This window comes from Lelliottia nimipressuralis (assembly GCF_041464075.1).
Lineage (GTDB): Bacteria > Pseudomonadota > Gammaproteobacteria > Enterobacterales > Enterobacteriaceae > Enterobacter > Enterobacter nimipressuralis.
Window position 1 is genome coordinate 3,462,952 of record NZ_CP167172.1, and the last position, 21,949, is coordinate 3,484,900.

Sequence of the window (21,949 nt, forward strand, 5' to 3'; positions counted from 1 at the left end):
ACGCCTATATGCCTGTTTTCGCACTGATCGCCCTTGTTGCCTACTCTTTCAGCCTTGCGCTGATCATTCCCGGCCTGTTGCAAAAAAACAGCGCCTGGCGACGGATGGCTATTTTGTCGGCAGTTATCGCGCTGGTAAGCCATGCGTTCGCACTGGAATCACGTATTATTCCGGGCGACGGCAGCGTACAAAATCTGAGCGTGCTGAACGTCGGCTCGCTGGTCAGCCTGATGATTTGTACGGTGATGACCATTGTCGCATCGAAGAATCGCGGCTGGCTGCTGCTCCCCATTGTCTACGCCTTCGCGCTGATCAATCTGGCGTTCGCGACCTTCGTGCCAAACGAGTTCATTACGCATCTGGAAACTACGCCGGGCATGATGGTCCACATCGGCCTGTCGCTGTTCTCCTACGCCACGCTAATCATTGCGGCGCTGTACGCCATGCAGTTGGCGTGGATCGACTACCAGTTGAAAAACAAAAAGCTGGTTTTCAACCAGGAAATGCCACCGCTGATGGTCATTGAGCGTAAGATGTTTCACATCACTCAGATTGGTGTGGTGCTACTGACGCTGACGCTCTGCACGGGTCTGTTTTATATGCAGAACCTGTTCAGCATTGAGAATATTGATAAAGCCGTTCTCTCTATCATCGCGTGGTTTGTCTATATTGTCCTGTTATGGGGCCACTATCACCAGGGCTGGCGCGGTCGTCGCGTCGTCTGGTTTAACGTAGCAGGCGCTGGCATCCTGACACTGGCCTACTTTGGTAGCCGCGTCATACAGCAGTTCGTCGGCTAAGCAACAAAGGAGTTCCCCCTGGAACACATCTCCACCACCACGCTGATCGTCACCCTGATCGTCATGGTGGTCATCTCCGCCTACTTCTCCGGCTCAGAAACCGGCATGATGACCCTGAACCGCTACCGGTTACGTCATCGCGCTAAACAAGGCAACCGTGCCGCCCGACGCGTTGAAAAGCTGCTGCGCAAGCCCGATCGTCTGATTAGCCTGGTGCTGATCGGCAACAACCTGGTCAATATTCTCGCCTCCGCGCTGGGCACTATTGTTGGGATGCGCCTCTACGGCAACGCCGGTGTCGCCATCGCGACCGGTGTACTGACGTTTGTCGTCCTGGTATTTGCTGAAGTCCTGCCGAAAACCATCGCCGCCCTCTACCCGGAGAAAGTCGCCTATCCGAGCAGCTTCCTGCTCGGCCCGCTGCTAATCCTGATGATGCCTCTGGTCTGGCTGCTCAACATGGTTACCCGCCTGCTGATGCGCATGGTCGGTATAAAAGCCGACGTGGTGATCAGCAGCGCACTGAGCAAAGACGAGTTGCGCACCATCGTCCATGAATCCCGCTCGCAGATTTCGCGTCGGAATCAGGACATGCTGCTGTCGGTGCTGGATCTGGAGAAAGTGAGCGTTGACGACATCATGGTGCCGCGCAATGAAATCGTGGGTATCGACATTAACGACGACTGGAAAGCCATCGTCCGCCAGCTGACCCACTCTCCCCATGGCCGCATCGTGCTGTACCGTGATTCACTGGATGACGCCATCAGCATGCTGCGCGTGCGCGAAGCCTATCGCCTGATGACCGAGAAAAAAGAGTTCACTAAAGAGGTGATGCTCCGCGCCGCCGATGAACTCTATATCATTCCAGAAGGCACGCCGCTGAGTACGCAGCTGGTGAAATTCCAGCGTAATAAAAAGAAAGTGGGCCTGGTGGTCAACGAGTATGGCGATATCCAGGGGCTGGTGACGGTCGAAGATATTCTGGAAGAGATCGTTGGCGATTTTACGACGTCAATGTCGCCATCGCTCGCCGAAGAGGTCACGCCGCAAAACGACGGTTCGGTGCTGATCGACGGCAGCGCCAACGTGCGTGAACTCAACAAAGCCTTTAACTGGCATCTGCCGGAAGACGACGCTCGCACCATTAACGGTATGATTCTGGAAGCACTGGAAGAGATCCCGGCATCCGGCACCCGTGTGCGCATCAGCCAGTACGATATTGATATCCTGGACGTGCAGGACAATATGATCAAACAGGTGAAAGTTATCCCGGTCAAACCACTGCGGGATAGCGTAGCCGAGCGCTAGTGTGTAGGCCGGGTGAGGCAATGCCACCACCCGGCACTACAGAGGCAAATTACGCCTTCGCTTTCGCGACAGTAACCATCGCGGCACGAATAGTACGACCGTTCAGCGTATAGCCTTTCTGCATCACAGCCAGCACGTTGCCAGCAGTTACATCTTCAGATTCAACCATCGCAATCGCCTGGTGGACGTTAGGGTCCAGCGCTACGTTGGTATCCGCAACCACTTCAACACCGAACTTACGCACCACGTCGAGCATGGATTTCAGCGTCAGCTCAAGGCCTTCGACCATCGCCGCCATGTCCGGGTTAGCTTTATCAGCCACTTCCAGCGCACGATCCAGGCTATCAATCACCGGCAGCAGCTCGTTGACGAATTTCTCCAGCGCGAACTTATGCGCCTTTTCCACGTCCAGCTCGGTACGGCGACGCAGGTTTTCCATTTCCGCTTTGATACGCAGCACGCTTTCGCGCTCACGATTCTGGGCTTCAGTTAACTGAGCTTCCAGATTCGCAATTTTTTCATCGCGCGGATCCACCTGCTCAGCAGAAGCATCCGGCTCTACAGCCTCAACTTCTTCGTGCTGTTCCATGATAATTTCTTCCGGGGCTTGCCCCTCAGGCGTTTTCTGTTCTTTACTACTCATGAATTTCTCCGCGTTTTTCTGCATTCATCTCGCTAACTTCGCTTATTATGGGGATCAGTTTCCGGGATTCAAGGGAACAAAGCATATTGTCACCATCAATCGGCACAAGGACCTCCAGAAAATGAATAATCATTTCAAGTGTATTGGGATTGTCGGACATCCACGTCACCCTACGGCGCTGACGACACATGAAATGTTGTATCGCTGGCTGTGCGCAAAAGGCTACGAAGTGATGGTGGAGCAGCAAATTGCGCAGGAATTGCAGCTCAAAAATGTAAAGACCGGCACGCTGGCGGAGATTGGCCAGCAGGCGGATCTGGCCGTAGTCGTCGGCGGTGACGGCAACATGCTCGGCGCGGCTCGCACTCTTGCACGCTACGATATTAAAGTTATTGGTATCAACCGCGGTAACCTGGGCTTCCTGACCGACCTCGACCCCGACAACGCCCATCAGCAGTTAGCCGACGTTCTGGACGGCCATTACATCAGCGAAAAACGCTTTTTGCTTGAAGCGCAGGTATGCCAGCAGGACTGCCAGAAACGGATCAGCACGGCCATCAACGAAGTGGTCCTGCATCCAGGAAAAGTCGCCCATATGATTGAATTCGAAGTCTATATCGATGAAGTCTTCGCTTTCTCCCAGCGCTCAGACGGGCTAATCATCTCGACGCCAACCGGCTCGACCGCCTATTCCCTCTCCGCTGGCGGGCCTATTCTGACCCCCTCGCTGGATGCCATCACTCTGGTGCCGATGTTCCCGCATACCCTTTCGGCCCGCCCACTGGTTATCAACAGCAGCAGCACCATCCGCCTGCGCTTCTCGCACCGCCGCAATGATCTCGAAATCAGCTGCGACAGCCAGATTGCGTTACCGATACAGGAAGGCGAAGACGTGTTAATTCGCCGCTGTGACTACCACCTGAATCTGATACATCCGAAAGACTACAGCTATTTCAACACATTAAGTTCTAAGCTCGGCTGGTCAAAAAAATTGTTCTAAATTTGCATCCAGCACTTTACTGGATAAAAAACCAGTTTATACTGTATGAAAACACAGTTATGGTTTTTCATACAGGAAAACAATTATGCTGGCACAACTGACCATCAGCAACTTTGCCATTGTTCGTGAGCTTGAGATCGACTTCCAGAGCGGAATGACGGCCATTACCGGTGAAACCGGTGCAGGTAAATCTATTGCCATTGATGCGCTCGGCTTGTGTCTCGGCGGTCGCGCAGAAGGCGACATCGTGCGCACCGGCGCTAGCCGCGCCGATCTCTGCGCGCGCTTTTCCTTAAAAGATACTCCTGCCGCGCTGCGCTGGCTTGAAGTCAATCAACTCGAAGATGGACGTGAGTGTTTACTTCGCCGCGTCATCAGCAGCGATGGCCGCTCTCGCGGCTTTATCAACGGGACTGCGGTTCCCCTTTCTCAGCTGCGTGAGCTGGGCCAGCTATTGATTCAAATTCATGGCCAGCACGCGCATCAGCAGCTCATTAAACCTGAACAGCAAAAAGCCCTGCTAGATGGCTATGCCGGTGAGTACGCGCTCACTCAGTTGATGGCTGAACACTATCGTCAGTGGCATCAAAGCTGCCGCGAACTGGCACAGCATCAGCAGCAAAGTCAGGAGCGCGCGGCGCGCGCCGAACTGCTGAACTATCAGTTGAAGGAACTCAACGAATTCAACCCACAGCCGGGTGAGTTTGAGCAGATCGACGAAGAGTACAAACGGCTCGCCAACAGCGGGCATTTAATCTCGACCAGCCAGCAAGCGCTGAATCTGCTGGCTGATGGCGAAGATACCAACCTGCAGAGCCAGCTCTACACCGTGCGCCAACAGGTTACCGAACTGGTCGGTCTCGACAGCAAGTTGTCTGGCGTGCTCGACATGCTGGAAGAGGCGGCGATTCAAATTTCAGAAGCCGGTGAAGAATTGCGTCACTATTGTGAGCGCCTGGATCTCGACCCTAACCGCTTATTCGAGCTGGAGCAGCGCATCTCCCGGCAGATCTCCCTGGCACGTAAACATTACGTCACACCAGAAGAGCTGCCGAACTATCACCAGTCGTTGCTGGATGAACAGCAGCAGCTCGAAGATCAGGCCGACTCGCTGGAAACGCTGTCCCTGGCGGTGAATGTCCATCATCAACAGGCGTTGGCCACGGCGAAGCAGCTTCACGATGTTCGCCAACATTATGCTCAGGAGTTGGGTCAGCACATCACGGACAGCATGCATGCGCTGTCTATGCCACACGGTGTCTTCACCATCGACGTGAAATTTGAAGTCAATCATCTCACCGCCGAAGGGGCAGACCGCATTGAATTTCGTGTGACCACCAACCCAGGCCAGCCTTTACAGGCCATTTCCAAGGTCGCCTCTGGTGGGGAACTCTCGCGCATCGCTCTGGCAATTCAAGTGATCACGGCGCGTAAAATGGAAACCCCGGCGCTGATCTTCGATGAAGTGGACGTGGGGATCAGCGGCCCGACCGCCGCCGTCGTTGGCAAATTATTACGTCAGTTAGGTGAATCCACTCAGGTCATGTGTGTCACCCACCTGCCGCAGGTAGCCGGTTGTGGGCATCACCATTTCTATGTCTGCAAAGAAACCGACGGTGAAATGACGGAAACGCATATGCACCCGCTGGATAAAAAGGCGCGCCTGCAGGAGCTGGCACGTCTGCTTGGCGGTAGTGAAGTGACGCGCAATACGCTGGCGAATGCGAAAGAACTGCTGGCTGCATAAACTTTTTCGGGATCTCAGGGTCATACAGAACAACAAAAACGCCGTCAGACCGGTTTCAAAGTGGGGCAAGGTCTATTATCATCGGCATATAACATATGAGCCGCGTATTGCTCGGGCCCGAAAAGGAATCAAATCACTATGCGCTGTAAAACGCTGACCGCTGTCGCAGCGGTTCTTCTGATGTTGACCGCAGGTTGTTCCACTCTGGAGCGAGTGGTTTACCGTCCTGACATCAACCAGGGGAACTACCTCACACCTAACGATGTGTCTAAAGTTCGTGTCGGGATGACACAACAGCAGGTCGCTTATGCACTGGGAACCCCGATGATGTCCGATCCGTTCGGCACTAATACCTGGTTCTATGTCTTCCGCCAGCAGCCTGGTCATGAAGGTGTTACACAGCAGACGCTGACCCTGACCTTCAACAGCAGCGGTGTGTTAACTAACATTGATAACAAACCGGCGCTTACCAAACAGTAAGGTCTCAGAAATGCAAAAAGGTGCTCACTGAGCACCTTTTTTGTATCTTAACGTCGCTTCGCCCTACTTCCCGGCCTTCTCCGCACGCTGACGGCGCAGCTCTTTCGGATCGGCAATCAGTGGTCGATAAATCTCAACGCGATCGCCATCACTCAAAACATCCATCAGCTTAACCGGACGACTGTAGATACCGACTTTATTCTTCGACAGATCAATATCGCTGCGCAGTTCCAGCAGACCAGAGGCACGAATCGCTTCTTCAACGGTGCCCCCCTCGTCCAGCTTCACCTGCTGCAGGTATTGTTTTTCCGGCAGGGCGTAAGCCACTTCCACCGTGATTTTAGGCGACACTGTAAACCTCTTTAGCGCGCACGGTGAATGCCTGAACCATATTGGAGGCCAGCTCTTTGAAGATGCGGCCAAACGCCAGTTCAATCAGCTTATTGGTAAACTCGAAATCCAGATGAAACTCGATGCGGCAAGCATCAGCGCTCAGTGGCGTAAACTTCCAGCCACCCATCAGGGTTTTGAACGGCCCATCCACCAGTTGCATCAAAATACTTTGATTGTTGGTCAGCGTATTACGGGTCGTGAACGTTTTGCTGATCCCCGCTTTCGACACATCCACGGCGGCAGTCATCTGCGTCGGGCCAGCATCCAGCACCCGACTACCGGTACATCCCGGAATAAACTGCGGATAGGACTGGACGTCATTCACTAACTGGTACATTTGTTCCACGCTGTAAGGCACAAGCGCAGTACGGCTAATCTGAGGCATAGCATTTTCCATGGTCACACAACGGACAAATAATAACATTTATCCCCTGTTAAAAAAACGCTAAGCCTTATCTCGTGCTAAGATACCGCGCTGGACCTCACAGGATGCAATCGCAATGAGGTTACTTTTTGAACTCAGATTACCTATGGCTTCACGACACTTATGACGAAGAAAAAAGCACATAAACCTGGCTCGGCAACCATTGCGCTGAACAAGCGTGCCCGCCATGAGTACTTCATTGAAGAAGAATTCGAAGCTGGCCTTGCGTTGCAGGGCTGGGAAGTCAAATCCCTGCGCGCAGGTAAAGCCAACATCAGCGACAGCTATGTTATTCTGATTGATGGCGAAGCCTTCCTGTTTGGCGCAAACTTTACACCGCTGGCCGTCGCCTCTTCACACTACGTTTGCGACCCGACGCGCACGCGTAAACTGCTGCTCAATCAGCGCGAACTGGCTTCACTTTTTGGCCGCATTAACCGCGAAGGTTACACCGTCGTCGCCCTGTCTCTGTACTGGAAAAATGCCTGGTGCAAAGTGAAAATCGGCGTGGCGAAGGGTAAAAAACAGCATGACAAACGTGATGACGTGAAAGACCGTGAATGGCAGGTCGACAAAGCGCGTATCATGAAGCACGCAGGCCGTTAATTTCTGCCTGAATTTTGTACTTTTCACACTGATTTAAGAACTTATCGTTCCACGCTGGCATCACTGATGCCAGTTCTGGTATACTGGGTTCAACACATTGGGGCTGATTCTGGATTCGACGGGATTTGCGAAACCCAAGGTGCATGCCGAGGGGCGGTTTGCCTCGTAAAAAGCCGCAAAAAAATAGTCGCAAACGACGAAAACTACGCTTTAGCAGCTTAATAACCTGCTAAGAGCCCTCTCTCCCTAGCCTCCGCTCTTAGGACGGGGATCAAGAGAGGTCAAACCCAAAAGAGATCGCATGGATGTCCTGCCTGGGGCTGAAGTGTTAAAACTAATCAGGCTAGTCTGGTAGTGGCGTGTCTGTCCGCAGGTGCCAGGCGAATGTAAAGACTGACTAAGCATGTAGTACCGAGGATGTAGAAATTTCGGACGCGGGTTCAACTCCCGCCAGCTCCACCAAATAAAACAAGGGGTTACGTGAAAACGTAGCCCCTTTTTCTATTCCAATGGCGGCAAAATGGCGACAGGCTTTTGGACTGGCGACAAAAAAAACCCGCTTTGAAAGCGGGTTCTTTTTAAAAATTCATGTGCCCTTGCCCATCTTTTCCCGGATGTGGGGGCGCAGAAGAAATCACATTAGGCTTTATGATATGCCTAACAAATGTTTCGTGCGTGACAAAAGTACAACCGCAGTTGATATTTTGGCACTGGTTGTAACGTTCTTTGGTTGTTGCTGATACCTGAAAACTGCTTCTTGTATGAGCTGCCTGGCCGCACTCTGGACAATTCATCATTCCGGTTATCCCACCACTTTTGCCAAAATCACAATAATGATACATCATTATTCAATTTTGAGAACCCGCTACTCCATTTCAAGATCATCAATCTTAACTTCAAGCTCCAGAGTCGTAGTGAAACCATTATCTGCACTGACACTATGCGTCAGGGTGGTAATGGTCCATTCGGCATCATCAATGGGCTGTTTAAAGCCGCTCACCTTCACCGGCATTTCGGTATACAGATCAGCCCTTCCCTCTGCGAGCTGCAGGGAGAATGTTGCTACCCCGCGCTGCAGGCGCTCCCACTGCATCTTTGCCGCTCGCTCTGCATTGCTGCGGTTTGCATAAGTTCTGTTGAGTACCAGCACGTTTTCATCCGTCCCAACCAAGTAATCTCCCTGTTTTGCTTCCGGCTCCTTTGCCGCGGTGGTTTTCTTTCGACGGCGCTTAACCTTTGCTGTCTCTTTTTTCTTTGGCTCACGGGTATGGAGCCAGCTGGCAATTACCCCCGTATAGGCATCGCGATCGGCTAGGGTAAAACGATGACCGTCACCAGCCTGGCGGGTGATGGTGATAACCGGCAGCGGCTTACCGCTTGCCGTTCTGCCCTGCCCCTGGCGGATAAACAACAAATTTCCGTCCTTAACTGAGGCTATCGCCCCATACTGTCGCGCCAGCTTCATCAGGAAACTCGCATCGCTCTCGTTGGTCTGGTCAAGATGTTCCACAGGCTTGTCCATCAGGTCCTTTCCCAGCGCCATCTTTAATTTATGCCTGCCCGCGATTTCCTTCACAACATCGCCCACCGTTGTCTGGTGCCAGGACTTTTCACGCCGCGTATTCAGGGTTTCACGGAAATCTGCACTACGCGCGCGGATTGTGAGACGGTCAGGCGCGCCGCTGTGCTCAATCTCATCGACAGTAAACCCCCCTTTCGGAAAAAGCGGCTGACCTTTCCACCCCAGCGCAAACTGAATAATGGCCCCCCGACGCGGTAGAACGATTTGCCCGTCCGAGTCGTCCAGTTCCAGATCAAGCTGGTCCGCTTCAAAGCCCCGGTTATCCGTCAGCGTCAGACTCATCAGGCGCGCATCCAGCACGGTAGTCACATCTTTACCTTCAATGGTGATGCTGAAACCGGGGGTTTTGCTGTTCAGGTTCAGGAGATCAGAGCTGAAATTCACAGCAGTAACCCCCCAACCGTATTTTTCATATTGCCTATCGCAGAGGTGGCGGAGTCCTGCAAATTACTGAGCTGATCGCTGAGGCTGCCAAACATATCAGACAGCGATTCATCCACCCGTTTCAGGCTCAGCGAAAATTCGATGCGCCGGGGCATACCGCTCTCAAAAAATTCTGTTTTTGTCTGGCTCAGACTCTCGATCACAAACATGCCGTAAATCGTCCCGCTCCCCTCAATCAAGGGCCAGGCTTTCCCCAGCTCCGCCATCTGCTCCAGCGCCAGCAAAGACAACCTGCCGCCGGTAATCTCCGGCAGCAGGACGCCGGACAGCGTAAGCGAATCGTTATCCGGCCCAAGAAACTGCGTTGTCGGGCGCCGGTTTACCCGGCTGTTAGCTGCGTGCCGCCAGCTGCGCTGATACTGCAGCTCCTGATAGGGTACGGTTCGCAGCATGAATACGTACAACCCCAGCACCATCATCATTATTCGTAACCCCCTCGATCACTGAAATTACTGCGTGTTTTTGCCCTGGCCCTGCGCTCTCGCTCATCAAGCTGCCGGGCCACCTCTCGGGCGATATCCTGCGCGCTTTGCCCTGGCTGGGCGACAATATGAATTGGCGCGCTTATCTCGTACTTAATGACCTGCGGCGGTCTTTCTGCCTTCGCCGACGGCGCCGGTTGCGTCCTGACAGGTACACTGTACGGATGAATTGGCGCGGCTTCTGCCGGGGCAGCCGCCAGGCCCATTACGCCAGCGACCACGGAAGCGAACACCTTCTGGCGCATAGCCATCGGGTCAGCCCTGTTATCCGTGATTTCCGTAATGGCCGGTGCTGGCATGACAGCCGCAGCGATATCAGCCAGCTCCGCAGCACGATCCCGACCAGGACGATTTACCGGGGCGTTAACAATCTCAGGCGGCAGCATCAACCTGCTTTCAGGCCGTTGCTCCGGGCTGGCTGTTACATCACGAACCGGGCTTACCGTTGCCGCCAGTTTCACCAGCTCAGTAGTACGATTGATTACCGGAAGATTTGCCGGACCGTTCACACTATCAGGCGGCAGAACTATCGCGCGTTCAGGATATTGTTTAGCGCTGGCCGGTTCCGTCCGGGAAGGATTGAGCGTTGCCGCCACCCTCGCCAGATCAGCAGTCCGTTTCCTGCCGGTGACATTGGCGGGCCCGTTTACGATCTCTGGGCCATTCTCACCCACGATGCCGAACTGGCCGCGCGGAATGGTACCGCCGCTGTCGTACATGCCAGCAAAACCCATCGGCGGGAATCCGCCAGGCGGCAGCACCACTTTACCGTCTGTGTTTACCGTGGCTGGTTGCTGCCGCGTGACCTGCTCAGGAAGCTTCGCTTTGGCCGCTTCCTTGCTGACAATGCCAAGTTTTTCAAGCAGCCAGGACACGCCCGATTTAAGCGAATCCAGCGGGTGCATGACCATGTTCAGCCCTGCCGCCAGCGCCTCCCCAAACTGCCGCCCCATCGACGCCGCGCTTTGCAGCTCTGCAGAGGTGGATTTAACCGGCGTCAGCAGATCAGTAAACCAGCCCCACAATGCCTGGACCTTGTCACCTATCCACTGGAAAACAGGCTGCAGTGGCTCAAACGCCGCACTGACAGGCGCAGCTGCAGCTTGGAATCCTTCAACCACTCCGCCTAAAAATGCGCTTATCGGCTGCCAGTATTTCCAGACAACCAGCGCCACGCCAGCCAGCGCCGCCACAACGAGCCCTATTGGACTAAGCAGGGCGCCCAGCAATCCAGAAATCCCGTACAGCGCAACGCGAAGGAGGGCCAGCGGGCCGGACGCCAGAAAACGCAGCACGCCACCCGCTGCGGATAACCCCCCGCGCAACGCGGCCAGCGGATTCATTACCATGCCGATAATGTTGCGAATACCAGACATTCCGCCGCGAAGGACAGCAAGCGGTGCACCGGCCAGCGCTTTCAGCGCATTGCCAGCCAGCCCGGCAGAACGTCGCAGGGAGTTAAGGGGAGTAGTCAGCAATCCGGTGCTGCTACCGGATGCCGCCATGCCACGGCGCAACAGGGAAAGCGGCGCATTTGCCAGCCAGGACAGCGCACCGCCGGTGCGGGTCACTGCGGACATCACGGAGGGGAGTGTTTTTACACCCAGCACGGACAGGCCCAAACGGATCACCGCCAGTGGCCCCAGCACGGCAGCCACGGCCACCGCCAGTGTGCCGAGTACAACGGTGATCGCAGCAGTGGCAGCCGCCACTTTCATCAGCGTGCCCGCCAGCTGCGGGTTAGCCTCAACCCATCGACGCAGTGCCCCGGTAACGCTTTTGACGTACCCCATGATATCCATCAGCGGCTGGCGCAGGGTTTCACCCAGGCTACTGAAAGCGTTCTGCGCGCCCGTTTTAACAAGCAACCACTGCGCGGAAAGTGAATCCTTATTGATATCGGATTCTTTCTGCATGGAGCCGTTAGCCTCAGTGCCTGAAGTAAGTTTCAGCTGTCGCTGCAGCTCCGGCAGGTTGTTTGCCAGCTTCGCCGCATCGTCGCCAAACTCCTTGCCAAATATCATCGTCATGGCGGACAGGCGCTTGTCCTGCGGCAGTTTGTTGACCTTCTCCAGCACACGCTGAATGGTCCCCATTGCGTCCTTTGTCATCTGCTTTTCAATCTCTTCTGGATTGAGTTTCAGCAGATCCATACCTTCCATGAACCGCTTGCTCTGCATGGTTGCAATCGACAGTTCGCGCACCATCGCATTTGATGCGCTGGCGGCAATTTCAGGCGCGGCGCCCAGAGACAGGAAGGTGGAACCCAGCGCGGCCGCCTTGCGGAAATCAAGCCGGTCAGCCACGCCGCCCATGCGCTGCAGCACATTGATGATATCGCCGCCCTTAGACATGGCGTTATCGTCCAGGTAGTTCAGGGCATCGCCAAGCTGTTCAATATTGCGGGTCGGCACTTTATAGAGCTGCGCGATTTTCCCCAGCCCCTCCGCCAGCTCATCAGCGGGCAGCTCGAATGCCGTTGCGGCCTTTGCAGCAGTTGATGCAAAGGCCAGCAGGTCACGCTTCTGTTCTTCGTAAGAATCGTTCTGGTTTGTCACGCCCATGCGGGCGCCACCTTCAACCAGCGCGGCATAGTCGATGGCGCCATTCTCCATCGGCAGCTGTTCACTGGCGGCCTTGATGGCATCCTGCATGTCATAAAACTGTTTTGTGCGGTTGCCGTTGTCGTCCCGCAGCCCGTTAACCTGCTTTGCCACGCCTTTCATCGCATCTTCCATGCTGGCATAGCTTTTAACGGCAGCCATCACCGGCGCGCCCATCGCCAGCCCGGCGGCAGTAGTCGTTGCTCCGGCGCCCGCAATACGATCCCGCACCTCAAGGCGCCGCGAATACTGATCGCGGACGGCGTCCATACGGGCCTGCTGCTCGCCCAGGCGTTTAAGGGATTTCTGCTGTCGGTCCAGCGCCTGCCGGGTTTCGTCGGCATTCTGCCGCAGCTCCCGCTGCGCACTGCTCAGCTTTTTGGTGTCCAGCCCGGCCTCATTGAGCGCAAGACGCTGACGCTGCACAGACTGACGCAGGCCGTTGTATTTGCTTTGCAGCTCGTTAACGCGGTTTTTTGCCTGCTCAAGCAGACGAGCCTGCGCCGCCGTCGGGCGGTTAGTTGCCGAGAACTGCGTGGCAAGCTTCGCCGCTTCTTCGCGTGCGGCTTTAAGACTGTTGCCGGTGACGGCCAGCTGCGCGCTTGCCTTGCGGAAACCGTCAATACGGCCCGCCTGGGCGTCCAGTTCTTTTAATCTTGCGCGGCTTTGCTGAATGGCGGTAGCCAGTTCTTTGGAGCTGGCCTGCGCTGATCGGAATGGGCGGGTGAGCTTATCAACCGCATTTAGAATTACCTGCAAACGCAGGTTAGTGTCACTCATCGCTGGCCCCGCTTCTCTGAATCGCTTTATGCCGCCACTCCAGCACTTCGGTCAGCGGCATAACGTCAGTGACGGACGGCGGCCAGTGAAAAATGGTGGCGATATCAGCCACCAGGTCTTCTACCGTCAGGCTGTCGGCAAACCGGCAAGCACCGATTTCTTCAACAAAAAAGTGACCACCTCAACCGACAGCGCGGTGAGATCGGCTGGGTCCATTTCAGCCATTTCCTGAGCGGTCAGCGCGGGCGTGGAGATGCGGGGAATAATCGTCATCATCGCGCCGACGTCCATATCCATGATCGCCTGCAGACGGGTGCCACGCAGCGCGCCGGACTGCGGCTTGCGCAGCACAATTTCGGCAATTTCGGTTTTACCGCGTTTGATTGGGGTGTCCAGCTGTACGGTTTTTTCAGTCTGTTGTTCGCTCATTGTCATTTCCTGTTAATAAGGTACTGGCGCGGCTGCCCGCGCCTTTAAAGTAGATCAGAGGCCCAGGGCGTTGCGGTGTTCTTCCATCAGGTCCACGCCATCAACGATTTCAATCATGTTGATCACATCAACCTCATAGAGCACCTCGCCGTTAATGGTCAGCTTCGCGTAGCTGTTGGTGCTGCTGACTTTTGTGGTGTTGCTCTCGCCGGTTTTCCATTCGCCGGAATCGACTTCTTTATGTCGCCCACGCACAACCAGCTCAACGGCCTGCACTTCGCCGGTATCATCACGCTGAATGGAGCCGGTGAAACGCAGCTGGATGCCGTCAACGGTGGCTTTACCCATCTGCTTGAATAACAGCAGTTCGGTACCACCGATTGAAAATTCCGTGTCCAGCGCCCCATCATCCAGCCCCAGATCAACATCAGCCGAACCGGGCATACCGCCGCCGCGATACTTTTCAAACTTGCGGCCGAATTTAGGCAGGGTCAGGGACTCAACGATCCCCTGATAGTTATTCCCGTCGTTAAACAGGTTCAGGTGTTTTAACTTGCGTGGTAAAGCCATATTGTCCCCTTACGCGCTGACCTGGCTGGAGAAATCCAGCAGATACTGATCGGTGATGCGCTGGCGCAGCATCAGGTTTTCCAGAGGTGGTACCGGCGTATAGTCGTAATCGATAGTGAGCTTCCCGGCTTTCAGGGAATCTTTATCGTTTACGGACTCATCCAGCCAGCAGTCGGCGCCGATGATGTAGCCCTGCGTTTTCAGGTTGCGCAATTTGGCGCGAATACCTTCGATAATGTCGCGGGCCAGTGACGGGTTAAGCACACCATCCACCGCCCACATGTGCGCTTCGGCGATGGTGTCAGCCAGTACCTGCGCGGTGCGGGTGTAGTTTTCAAAGGCAAACAGAGGATCGTCACTGAGGCAGCGGGAGCCCCAGAAGCGGAAACCGTCTTTGCGGATCAGCGTGGTGACATCGTTCTGGTTCAGCAGCCCCGCATCGGTTGCCGGGTCCTGCAAATCCCAGAACACATCAGCAGAAATGCCGGTGACGCCATTCACGCCCACGTTGGACAGGGATTTGTGCCAGCCGGTCTGTTCGTCAATTTTGGCACGCAGGCCAAGCGCACGGGCTGAGGCATAAGCCGTTGCGTCAGCATTCAGCACGGTGTCAAAACTGATGAAATCAGGCCAGATCAGCATCCCCTCGCGCTGGCTGAAATTAGCGCGGTAGGCAATGGCCTCCTCTACCGTTTTGCAGCCGTAGGCTGACAGATAGGCGAACCCGCGCAGACTCTGCGCCACGCTCAGCAGCTCAGTGGCAACTGCCTGTGTGTCGTGCCCCGGCACGCCAAGAATGCGCGGCTTAACGCCGAGCTGGGACTGCGCAGATAACAGCGCTTTCATCCCCGTTTTTTTACCGTCGGCTGTCACGCCGCCGATAATGTTGGAGGTTGTTTCCGCTTCGGTTTCACCCTGTGCAACGCGCACAACGACGGTCACGGGTTTAGCCTGGTCGGCAATTGCATCCAGCGAGCGGGCCAGCGTGCCGGACTCGCCTGCTTTACCGCTGGCGGTCAGCACGTCGGTAAGCAGGACCGGTTTATTGAGGGGGAACACGGACGCATCTGCATCATCGCCGGTACAGACCATACCGACAATTGCCGTGCTTACTGTTGAAATAGGGCGGGTGCCATCGTTGACCTCAACGACACGCACACCGTGGTGATAATCCTGAGCCATACGGCGAACCCTCCGGTGTTTAGGTTTCGCCCTATGGTGAAGTGAATCAACTTTGTAGACAGCTTCGCTGCATTGTCCTGTTATCCATACAATGCCGCAGGGAATTTCCGGTAGAGTGTAGACATACCCACATCAAAAATTAATGCGACACGTTGCCGCGACTCTCCTGCTTCCAGCAGTCTCCCCGCCTGCGCCCATTGTTCCGCTGTGAGTTTTGGTCGCCTGCCGCCGATACGCCCTTGTTGCCTGGCCGCTGCTAATCCGGCTCGGGTGCGCTCAACGATTAGCTCACGTTCCATTTCAGCAAGGGCTCCCATAACATGGAAAAAGAAACGCCCCATAGGAGTTGATGTGTCAATGCTATCGGTCAGGCTGCGGAAATTTACCCCTCTCCCGCGCAGGTCTTCGATTAGCGTAACAAGATGTCGCATGCTCCTGCCTAATCTGTCTAGCTTCCAGACTACCAGCGTGTCACCTTCTGAGAGTGTGCGCAGGACCTTTTTTAGCCCTGGCCGATCTGAGGTTTTTCCACTCATTTTGTCCTCAAATATCAGCTCACATCCTGCGCACTCAAGCGCATTTCGTTGTAAAGCTGTGTTTTGGTCATTTGTTGACACCCTCACGTAACCGATTTGCATGATTTTTCGCCCATAAAAAGTGGTGAATGATGCCACCATTTTATTGAGCATGGTCATTTCTGACTGTACTGCAGAGAATGGCCAACACGGACAATCATGACCGTGGTGGATAAAAAACCTTCGTTTGGGGGAAGCGGCGAAAAGGGCTGTTGGAACCGGTGCAAATCAGATACCGGATATGACTGCATTCACATCTGATCTGCGATGGTTCAAATTACCTAGCGGCCATATTGTCCAGGTGTTTTCGGTTGATGTTTACAGCACGGACGTAGAGGGAACGCCTGCGGTTTATCCGATAGCATTCCCTTATTCGTTACTGGCTATATCCGCCATATGGGTAGACCCAACGCAGACAGAAGCACCGACGTACAAAATCATCGGTGGTGATCGAACGCTCGCAAAAATTAAAACATCAAAGGCAGGAAAGTACGGGACTATGATTATAGCCATCGGTAAATAACGTTCGTTTGGGGGAAGCGGCAAAAAGGGGGGTTGGTGCTGCAAGCAGATACCGGATATGGGGCTTTTTGCTGCAAATTTTGCAGGGGGTTCAAATTCCTATGCGATATTGTCCAGGGGTTAATCATTTGATGTTTATAGCACGGACCCTGCAGGAACGCCTGAGGTTTTTTACCCGATAGCGTTTCCCTCAAATGTGTTACTGATTTATATCGCGGCCATATGGGTAGACCCAACTGTGCCAGAAGCACCGACGTACAAAATCATCGGTGGTGTCAAATTCCCGCAAATCGGTAATTAAAACATCAAAGGAGTAATGTACGGAACACGGTTTACAGCCATCGGTTTTAAACGTTCGTTTGGGAGAAGCGGCAAAAATGGAGGCGGCCACTGCACAGATCGGTGCTAATGGCTGGCTATATATTCCCGTTTCTGGAGGCAAAAAAATGCTGTTGCAGTGGGGGCTTTTAACCGGTGCGAGTAATTATTTTTTTAAATTCCCAATCGCATTTCCCGTAGGTGGTTTATGCCTGGTCGCTATGGCCCACACAACTGATTCCGCTGATGTGAGCATGGTAACTATGACTAATGGATTTATCAGGGATAAAACCAGTGCGTTTGCCTTGTGCGCCAGAACAGTGAACGGCGTCCAGCAACCTTTTGAGCGTAGCGTTTACTGGTTCGCTGTCGGCTACTGACCTCAAAGTATTGTGTTATTACTCACACAAAGTAGCTAGATAATTATTTTACGAAACCGCACTTACGATCTGAAAGCAAACTAAGGAGTGCGTTATGAACTATTGGTTTAGCCCTGCAAATAATGCTTTTTACCCCGTAGCTTTAAAGGAGTCTTATGTAAATGCAGGTAGTCTTCCTAATGATTTAATCGAAGTGGAGGATAGTGTTTTTAGCCAATTTTCCGCGACGCCACCTGAAGGGAAATTGCGTGGCATTGGATCTGATGGTTTTCCGATCTGGATTGACATTCCCATTGTGGAAGAAACTCCGGAACAAATCCAGGCACGCGCCCGTGCTTTGCGCGATGAATTCATCGTCAGTGGGAATCGAATGCTTGTTTCTGATTACACTATCAACAATGTTTTATTAACCTCTGAGCAGCAAGCGGAACTTTTGGATGTAAGGCAAAAGTTTAAAGTTTGGCCTGAGAGTGAGGGATGGCCTGACATAGCGTTGCCTGCGATACCTCAATGGATTCTCATTGAGGCAGTAAACAACGGTTACGTAGTAAAAAATTGGCCTGAGTGAAATAAAGCCCGTAAGGGCTTTATTTTTATACAGTCGGGTGTGATACAGGATTAAATTAAAACCCTATTGCAAACCACGTAAACATACGGGAATTACCGAGGCAGAGTATCGTCAAGGAAGAACTGAGCGTGAACACCCGATTTCGTTGGGTAGCCGATTGAAACAGTTTGCCTTAACGTTCTATAAATTGGCACATAATCATAATCGGATGCCCTCACGCCTGCGCTTGAATATACGCCGAAGCAGGCCCAGGAGGCACGGGAAAAATATCACCTTATACGGGAAATCGTCCCCACTGCACCATTAATAATGCCGCCGATTAATGGGAATTTCGCCCAATTTAAAAAAACGAACGTTTACTGTAAACCGTGTTCCGGCATTACTCCTGGTTGAAAAATCGCCCCCACTGCACCAGCATCGGCACAGTTAATGCCTCCGGTAAAAATCACGAAAACATTTGAGCTGGAATATATAGCCGGTTTGAATGCCATTAGAACTTCGCATAGGAATTGGCACCCCCTGCATTTGCAGCGCATATCTGGAATTTGCCCGCGAAGCACCAACCCCTCTTTTTGCCGCTTCCCCCAAACGAAGGTATTCGATAATCCCATCCGCTGTCTTTCCAGACAAAGTTGTCAGCGTGCTATCCAGCGGCTGCTTGCCTGCCAGTGCATTTGTCATGGTGGTTGCAAAGTTAGGATCGTTTCCTAACGCCGCCGCCAGCTCGTTCAGGGTATCAAGCGCCGCAGGTGATGAGCCAACAAGCGCAGCCAGAGCTGATTTTACGAAAGCAGTAGTGGCAATTTGCGTATTGTTGACAGTCTGCGCAGCCGTGGGCGCCGTCGGTGTTCCGGTCAGGGCCGGGCTTGCCAGTGGGGCTTTGAGCGCAAGCGCGTTAGTAATGGTGGTGCTGAAATTAGGATCGTTGTTGATAGCCGCAGCAATTTCTTTCAGCGTGTCCAGCGTAGCCGGGGCACCATTTACCAGGGCGATCAGAGCCGCCTGCACAAACGCAGTTGTGGCAAGCTGAGTGGTATTGTTACCAGCAGCTGCAGTCGGGGCTTTTGGGGTGCCGGTAAATGTCGGGCTGGCTTTTGGCGCATACTGTGTATGCGGATCAGCTGCAGCAAGATGCGCCGCCATCAGCTCATCTACATACACCTTCAGTTCCAGCACCTTGTCATCCACATATTTTCGGGTAGCCAGCACTACGGACGGATCAATTTTCAGCGTAATGTTATCGGTGCTGCTGGTAATCAGTACCATGCGCACTGTCTGCGTGCGGCCGCTTCCCTCTGCCAGCTGCGGCTTATAGCTCTCCGGGCAGTTCCCCACGGCGATCAGCGCGCCCGTTTCATCAAACAGCCCAACCTCACGAATCCACCAACCGCCCTCCGTTTCAGGAATCACCTGCTCAGCAATAATCTGGCTACTGTTCTGCGGATCGATGTAAAGCATGTTCAGGTCAGCGCGCCGCTTTTCGGAAACCAGCTTCGTCTGTTGTGCGCTGGGAGTTGGAAGCACGCCGCCGCCATCCCCCACCGCCATCTGGGTAATTTTCAGCGGCACACCGAGCGCGGCAGCGCTTGCCAGTTTCGCCGCGCCAATATCCGTCAGCAGGGTATAAAATTTTGCGCTCATGGGTTCACTCTCATTGTGTCGATAACATGGACGGCGCCGCCCTCGTAAGCAGTGCCACCGGAAATGATGGTTTCGTTGATATACGGGTAAATCGCGATTTCTTCGCCGGTGTAAGTGGCAGCTCCCACAAAATATGGCCCGCTCGTCTGCAGATTTATGGACATGCCGATCAGATGCCGACTGCAGGGTTTGGCGTCACCAATCAGGCGCTCCAGCTCCAGATAGGTTTCCTCTGTTATGCCCTGGTCCTGCACCCCAATATCCAGGCGAAACGTGCCCGGCGCCTCGCCGGTCTGCCACCATTCAATGATGCGGATCAGAAAGCCGAACGGCTCCACCACACGCCGCACCGCGCTGGTTGTGCCCTTGTGCTGATGGATATAGAACGCATCCTGCACCACACGGCGCTTCACGCTCTCCGCCCATCCTTCGTCCCAGCGATCAACCGAAAAGGCCCACGCCAGATACGGCAGAAACTTGACCGGGCATGTTGCCGGGTTCCATAAATCCCGCAGAGGCACCTGCAGATCGGAAATTCCGCTGCAGGTCTGAGCCAGGCGGCGCTCAAGCGGCGATGAACCAGGAGGAAGCAGGCTATTCATCCGTTCCCCCGTTGGTTACGCTCCATTCAGTACATGAAGCGGCTTGTGTCTTATCCAGCACCACATCAGCGAGCGGCGAGGCCAGTTCAACACGCTGCACACCCTCAACATGCAGCGCGGCATAAATAGCACTGCGGCGAATATCACGCCCCAGCCTCGTCTGGCTGGCGATATATTTCTGCAGGCTGGCTTTTGCCGCCTCCATCACCGGCTCAGCTTCTGGCCCCGGGTAAAGAAAGATCGTCGCATCCACGCTGTACGGAATGATTTCAGCGCTGCGCACCGTCAGACGGTCAGCAACCGGCCGCACGTTCTCACTGTTAAGCGCCTGTTCAACCACTGCCAGCAGATCCGCCGCTGCCGTTCCGTCGCCCTCACGGCTCAGCACGGTAAGCACCACCTCCGCCGGTGCCGGGCTGGTTGCGCTGGCGTCAGCCACTCGCCCGTCAGCGCTTTTAGCGTGAAACTCATAGGCCGCCGTCGGCCCCGCCACGGACAGCCCCTCAAATGCAGCAGGAACACGCAGGCGCAGCGCCTCATCACTTTCCATTACCGCTGCGACCGGCGGCACCGCGTCGTTATCCGCAGGTGTAACCGTCAGCCGCTTCACGTTGTAGTTGGCCGCCATCTGATCGAGATCGCCGCCAATTGCATAAGCCACCATGACCGCCTGCGCCGCCTCGTTAATGCGCTGGCGCAGGAGGATTTCACGATACGCATTTTCCTGCAGGAGCTTGGTCACGGGTTCAGACTCCAGCTCAAGCGTGCGCCTTACCGCGTCCTGCTCGTCTGCCGGATAAAGGGCCATAAACGCGGCTTTCCGTTCGTTTAACAGCATTTCAAAATCCGGCACATCCACTATCTGCGGGGCGGGCAGCTGGGAAAGGTCAATGACTGCCATTGTCTGCTCCTGTTGATACCGAAAGTGAAACCGGCGCGCCGTTATCACGCTGCCCGGTAAGCTCAACCACCATCGAACCATCAAAACTGCTGTTTATGGTGATGGAATCCAGGGTAAGCCGCGGCTCCCAGCGACTCAGAGCCACATAGACGGCAGACATTACCTGCAGGCGCAGCGCCGGGTTCTGCGGCTGGTCTATCAGTTCAGACAGAAGCGAGCCGTATTCCCGGCGGGCAATGCGGCTCCCCTGCGGGGTCAGCAGAATATCCCGGACCGACTGGCGCAGGTGGTCCGTGTCGGTAATGGTCTTGCCGTTGCCCTGACTCATTCCGATATACAGCGTCATACCGGGCCTCCTGATGTATCGCCGCCGGACTTAACGCCGGTATGACCGTGTTTATCGACTACGATCCCGTTAGAACTCATGGCGCCGCCGCCCTGGGTGACGCCACCATTGATCACCACCTCGCTGTTTATGCGCGTGTTGCTTGCTTCCACCACAAATTCCCCCGTTTTCAGGGTTATGTTATCTGCAGCCTCGATCACCATGGATTTGATACCCCGCACATGCCAGCGGCCGGTCGCGGGTTCATATTCAAACCAGCCACCGTCCGGGTATTCCGTTACGCAGCCGTCCACAGAGTCCGACGGCGGCGCGAACTGGTTGGAATAGATCGCAGGTAAGGCAAAAGCGGTTTCCAGATTGCCGCCCATACTCAGCACCACCACCTGCTCATCCGGCGACGGGCACCACCATGTACGGGCACCGCCTGCGCGAAGTGTCAGCCAGTTAATCCAGTTGGTTTCAAGCTCGCCCACTTTCACCCGGCACAGCCAGTTTTCCCGGTCCACTTCGGTTACGGTGCCGGTGCGGATCAGGTTGGTGATAAGGCGCATGATTTCGGTTAGTTGTGCGTTCATAACGAAAGGTTGCCATCAAAGGGAAAAGGGAGGCAGCGTTGGTTTTTG

At 54.5% G+C, this 21,949-nt stretch carries 25 protein-coding genes, 1 other RNA gene and 1 pseudogene; 10 read left to right on the plus strand and 17 right to left on the minus strand.

Going from position 1 to position 21,949, the window contains the following annotated elements:
• The first annotated feature begins 8 nt into the window (after positions 1 to 8).
• Both ACB496_RS16585 and ACB496_RS16590 read left to right on the plus strand, forming a co-directional pair.
• Entirely contained in the window at positions 9 to 800 is a 792-nt protein-coding gene (locus ACB496_RS16585; RefSeq protein WP_100780834.1) for an inner membrane protein YpjD, read from the plus strand.
• 18 nt (positions 801 to 818) lie between these two features.
• On the plus strand, positions 819 to 2,108 hold the full coding sequence (locus tag ACB496_RS16590) for an HlyC/CorC family transporter (RefSeq protein ID WP_100779245.1): 1,290 nt from the start codon (positions 819 to 821) through the stop codon (positions 2,106 to 2,108).
• 49 nt (positions 2,109 to 2,157) lie between these two features.
• On the opposite strand, the gene grpE is transcribed toward ACB496_RS16590, so the two are convergent.
• On the minus strand, positions 2,158 to 2,751 hold the full coding sequence (gene grpE / locus ACB496_RS16595) for a nucleotide exchange factor GrpE (RefSeq protein ID WP_142503618.1): 594 nt from the start codon (positions 2,749 to 2,751) through the stop codon (positions 2,158 to 2,160).
• A gap of 121 nt (positions 2,752 to 2,872) precedes the next feature.
• Here grpE and nadK point away from each other — a divergent pair, with 121 nt between their 5' ends.
• The 3 genes from nadK (at position 2,873) to bamE (ending at position 5,978) form a co-directional block, all read left to right on the plus strand.
• Positions 2,873 to 3,751 (plus strand): NAD(+) kinase, encoded by an 879-nt coding sequence (gene nadK / locus ACB496_RS16600; protein WP_015960089.1) that lies wholly within the window; start codon positions 2,873 to 2,875, stop codon positions 3,749 to 3,751.
• Positions 3,752 to 3,836: 85 nt separating this feature from the next.
• A complete protein-coding gene (gene recN / locus ACB496_RS16605) occupies positions 3,837 to 5,498 on the plus strand; it encodes a DNA repair protein RecN (RefSeq protein ID WP_371973091.1) in 1,662 nt (553 codons plus the stop codon).
• Between the two features lie 138 nt (positions 5,499 to 5,636).
• Positions 5,637 to 5,978 (plus strand): outer membrane protein assembly factor BamE, encoded by a 342-nt coding sequence (gene bamE / locus ACB496_RS16610; protein ID WP_100779241.1) that lies wholly within the window; start codon positions 5,637 to 5,639, stop codon positions 5,976 to 5,978.
• Between the two features lie 63 nt (positions 5,979 to 6,041).
• Here bamE and ACB496_RS16615 read toward each other — a convergent pair whose 3' ends face one another.
• Positions 6,042 to 6,329: an RnfH family protein gene (locus ACB496_RS16615; RefSeq protein WP_371973092.1), complete on the minus strand. Its 288-nt coding sequence runs from the start codon at positions 6,327 to 6,329 to the stop codon at positions 6,042 to 6,044.
• Entirely contained in the window at positions 6,319 to 6,756 is a 438-nt protein-coding gene (locus ACB496_RS16620; RefSeq protein ID WP_198520732.1) for a type II toxin-antitoxin system RatA family toxin, read from the minus strand. The genes ACB496_RS16615 and ACB496_RS16620 overlap by 11 nt, the downstream gene beginning before the upstream one ends.
• 162 nt (positions 6,757 to 6,918) lie before the next feature.
• Between ACB496_RS16620 and smpB the strand changes: the two genes are divergently transcribed.
• Together smpB and ssrA are read left to right on the plus strand one after the other, a co-directional pair.
• Positions 6,919 to 7,401: an SsrA-binding protein SmpB gene (smpB, locus tag ACB496_RS16625; protein WP_095282985.1), complete on the plus strand. Its 483-nt coding sequence runs from the start codon at positions 6,919 to 6,921 to the stop codon at positions 7,399 to 7,401.
• A 99-nt stretch (positions 7,402 to 7,500) separates the two neighbouring features.
• Positions 7,501 to 7,863: a transfer-messenger RNA gene (ssrA, locus tag ACB496_RS16630) on the plus strand.
• Between the two features lie 116 nt (positions 7,864 to 7,979).
• Here the strand turns inward: ssrA and ACB496_RS16635 are convergent.
• From ACB496_RS16635 to ACB496_RS16675, 9 genes are all read right to left on the minus strand, one after another.
• The gene (locus ACB496_RS16635; RefSeq protein ID WP_045334934.1) at positions 7,980 to 8,198 is read right to left on the minus strand and encodes an ogr/Delta-like zinc finger family protein; all 219 of its coding nucleotides are present in this window, start codon (positions 8,196 to 8,198) and stop codon (positions 7,980 to 7,982) included.
• A gap of 68 nt (positions 8,199 to 8,266) precedes the next feature.
• Positions 8,267 to 9,367 carry a phage late control D family protein gene (locus tag ACB496_RS16640; protein ID WP_032665801.1) on the minus strand — a complete coding sequence of 367 codons (1,101 nt, stop codon included), beginning with the start codon at positions 9,365 to 9,367 and terminating at the stop codon, positions 8,267 to 8,269.
• Positions 9,364 to 9,849 carry a phage tail protein gene (locus tag ACB496_RS16645; RefSeq protein ID WP_224085129.1) on the minus strand — a complete coding sequence of 162 codons (486 nt, stop codon included), beginning with the start codon at positions 9,847 to 9,849 and terminating at the stop codon, positions 9,364 to 9,366. Before ACB496_RS16645 ends, ACB496_RS16640 begins: the two co-directional genes overlap by 4 nt.
• On the minus strand, positions 9,849 to 13,292 hold the full coding sequence (locus ACB496_RS16650; protein ID WP_371973093.1) for a phage tail tape measure protein: 3,444 nt from the start codon (positions 13,290 to 13,292) through the stop codon (positions 9,849 to 9,851). The genes ACB496_RS16645 and ACB496_RS16650 overlap by 1 nt, the downstream gene beginning before the upstream one ends.
• Positions 13,285 to 13,404 (minus strand): GpE family phage tail protein, encoded by a 120-nt coding sequence (locus ACB496_RS16655; protein ID WP_007848878.1) that lies wholly within the window; start codon positions 13,402 to 13,404, stop codon positions 13,285 to 13,287. The genes ACB496_RS16650 and ACB496_RS16655 overlap by 8 nt, the downstream gene beginning before the upstream one ends.
• A 14-nt stretch (positions 13,405 to 13,418) precedes the next feature.
• Positions 13,419 to 13,721: a phage tail assembly protein gene (locus ACB496_RS16660; RefSeq protein ID WP_014884889.1), complete on the minus strand. Its 303-nt coding sequence runs from the start codon at positions 13,719 to 13,721 to the stop codon at positions 13,419 to 13,421.
• 54 nt (positions 13,722 to 13,775) lie between these two features.
• On the minus strand, positions 13,776 to 14,291 hold the full coding sequence (locus ACB496_RS16665) for a phage major tail tube protein (protein ID WP_007848874.1): 516 nt from the start codon (positions 14,289 to 14,291) through the stop codon (positions 13,776 to 13,778).
• Positions 14,292 to 14,300: 9 nt separating this feature from the next.
• Positions 14,301 to 15,473 (minus strand): phage tail sheath protein, encoded by a 1,173-nt coding sequence (locus ACB496_RS16670; protein ID WP_007848866.1) that lies wholly within the window; start codon positions 15,471 to 15,473, stop codon positions 14,301 to 14,303.
• Positions 15,474 to 15,553: 80 nt separating this feature from the next.
• Entirely contained in the window at positions 15,554 to 16,111 is a 558-nt protein-coding gene (locus ACB496_RS16675; RefSeq protein WP_319858557.1) for a recombinase family protein, read from the minus strand.
• Positions 16,112 to 16,289: 178 nt separating this feature from the next.
• On the opposite strand from ACB496_RS16675, the gene ACB496_RS16680 reads away from it, so the two are divergent.
• The 3 genes from ACB496_RS16680 (at position 16,290) to ACB496_RS16690 (ending at position 17,836) form a co-directional block, all read left to right on the plus strand.
• A complete protein-coding gene (locus ACB496_RS16680; RefSeq protein WP_161670345.1) occupies positions 16,290 to 16,571 on the plus strand; it encodes a hypothetical protein in 282 nt (93 codons plus the stop codon).
• A 376-nt stretch (positions 16,572 to 16,947) separates the two neighbouring features.
• Positions 16,948 to 17,268 (plus strand): hypothetical protein, encoded by a 321-nt coding sequence (locus ACB496_RS16685; protein ID WP_332971922.1) that lies wholly within the window; start codon positions 16,948 to 16,950, stop codon positions 17,266 to 17,268.
• 94 nt (positions 17,269 to 17,362) lie between these two features.
• A complete protein-coding gene (locus ACB496_RS16690) occupies positions 17,363 to 17,836 on the plus strand; it encodes a tail fiber assembly protein (RefSeq protein WP_371973094.1) in 474 nt (157 codons plus the stop codon).
• 533 nt (positions 17,837 to 18,369) lie between these two features.
• Here ACB496_RS16690 and ACB496_RS16695 read toward each other — a convergent pair.
• The 5 genes and pseudogenes from ACB496_RS16695 to ACB496_RS16715 form a co-directional block, all read right to left on the minus strand.
• Positions 18,370 to 19,477, minus strand: a pseudogene (locus tag ACB496_RS16695) (phage tail protein); the annotation flags it as partial.
• The gene (locus ACB496_RS16700; protein WP_371973095.1) at positions 19,474 to 20,079 is read right to left on the minus strand and encodes a phage tail protein I; all 606 of its coding nucleotides are present in this window, start codon (positions 20,077 to 20,079) and stop codon (positions 19,474 to 19,476) included. The pseudogene ACB496_RS16695 and the gene ACB496_RS16700, both read right to left, overlap by 4 nt.
• Positions 20,072 to 20,980 (minus strand): baseplate assembly protein, encoded by a 909-nt coding sequence (locus tag ACB496_RS16705; protein WP_044704137.1) that lies wholly within the window; start codon positions 20,978 to 20,980, stop codon positions 20,072 to 20,074. The genes ACB496_RS16700 and ACB496_RS16705 overlap by 8 nt, the downstream gene beginning before the upstream one ends.
• Entirely contained in the window at positions 20,967 to 21,326 is a 360-nt protein-coding gene (locus tag ACB496_RS16710) for a GPW/gp25 family protein (RefSeq protein ID WP_032642150.1), read from the minus strand. The genes ACB496_RS16705 and ACB496_RS16710 overlap by 14 nt, the downstream gene beginning before the upstream one ends.
• Positions 21,323 to 21,901: a phage baseplate assembly protein V gene (locus tag ACB496_RS16715; RefSeq protein WP_014884896.1), complete on the minus strand. Its 579-nt coding sequence runs from the start codon at positions 21,899 to 21,901 to the stop codon at positions 21,323 to 21,325. Before ACB496_RS16715 ends, ACB496_RS16710 begins: the two co-directional genes overlap by 4 nt.
• Positions 21,902 to 21,949 lie beyond the last annotated feature (48 nt).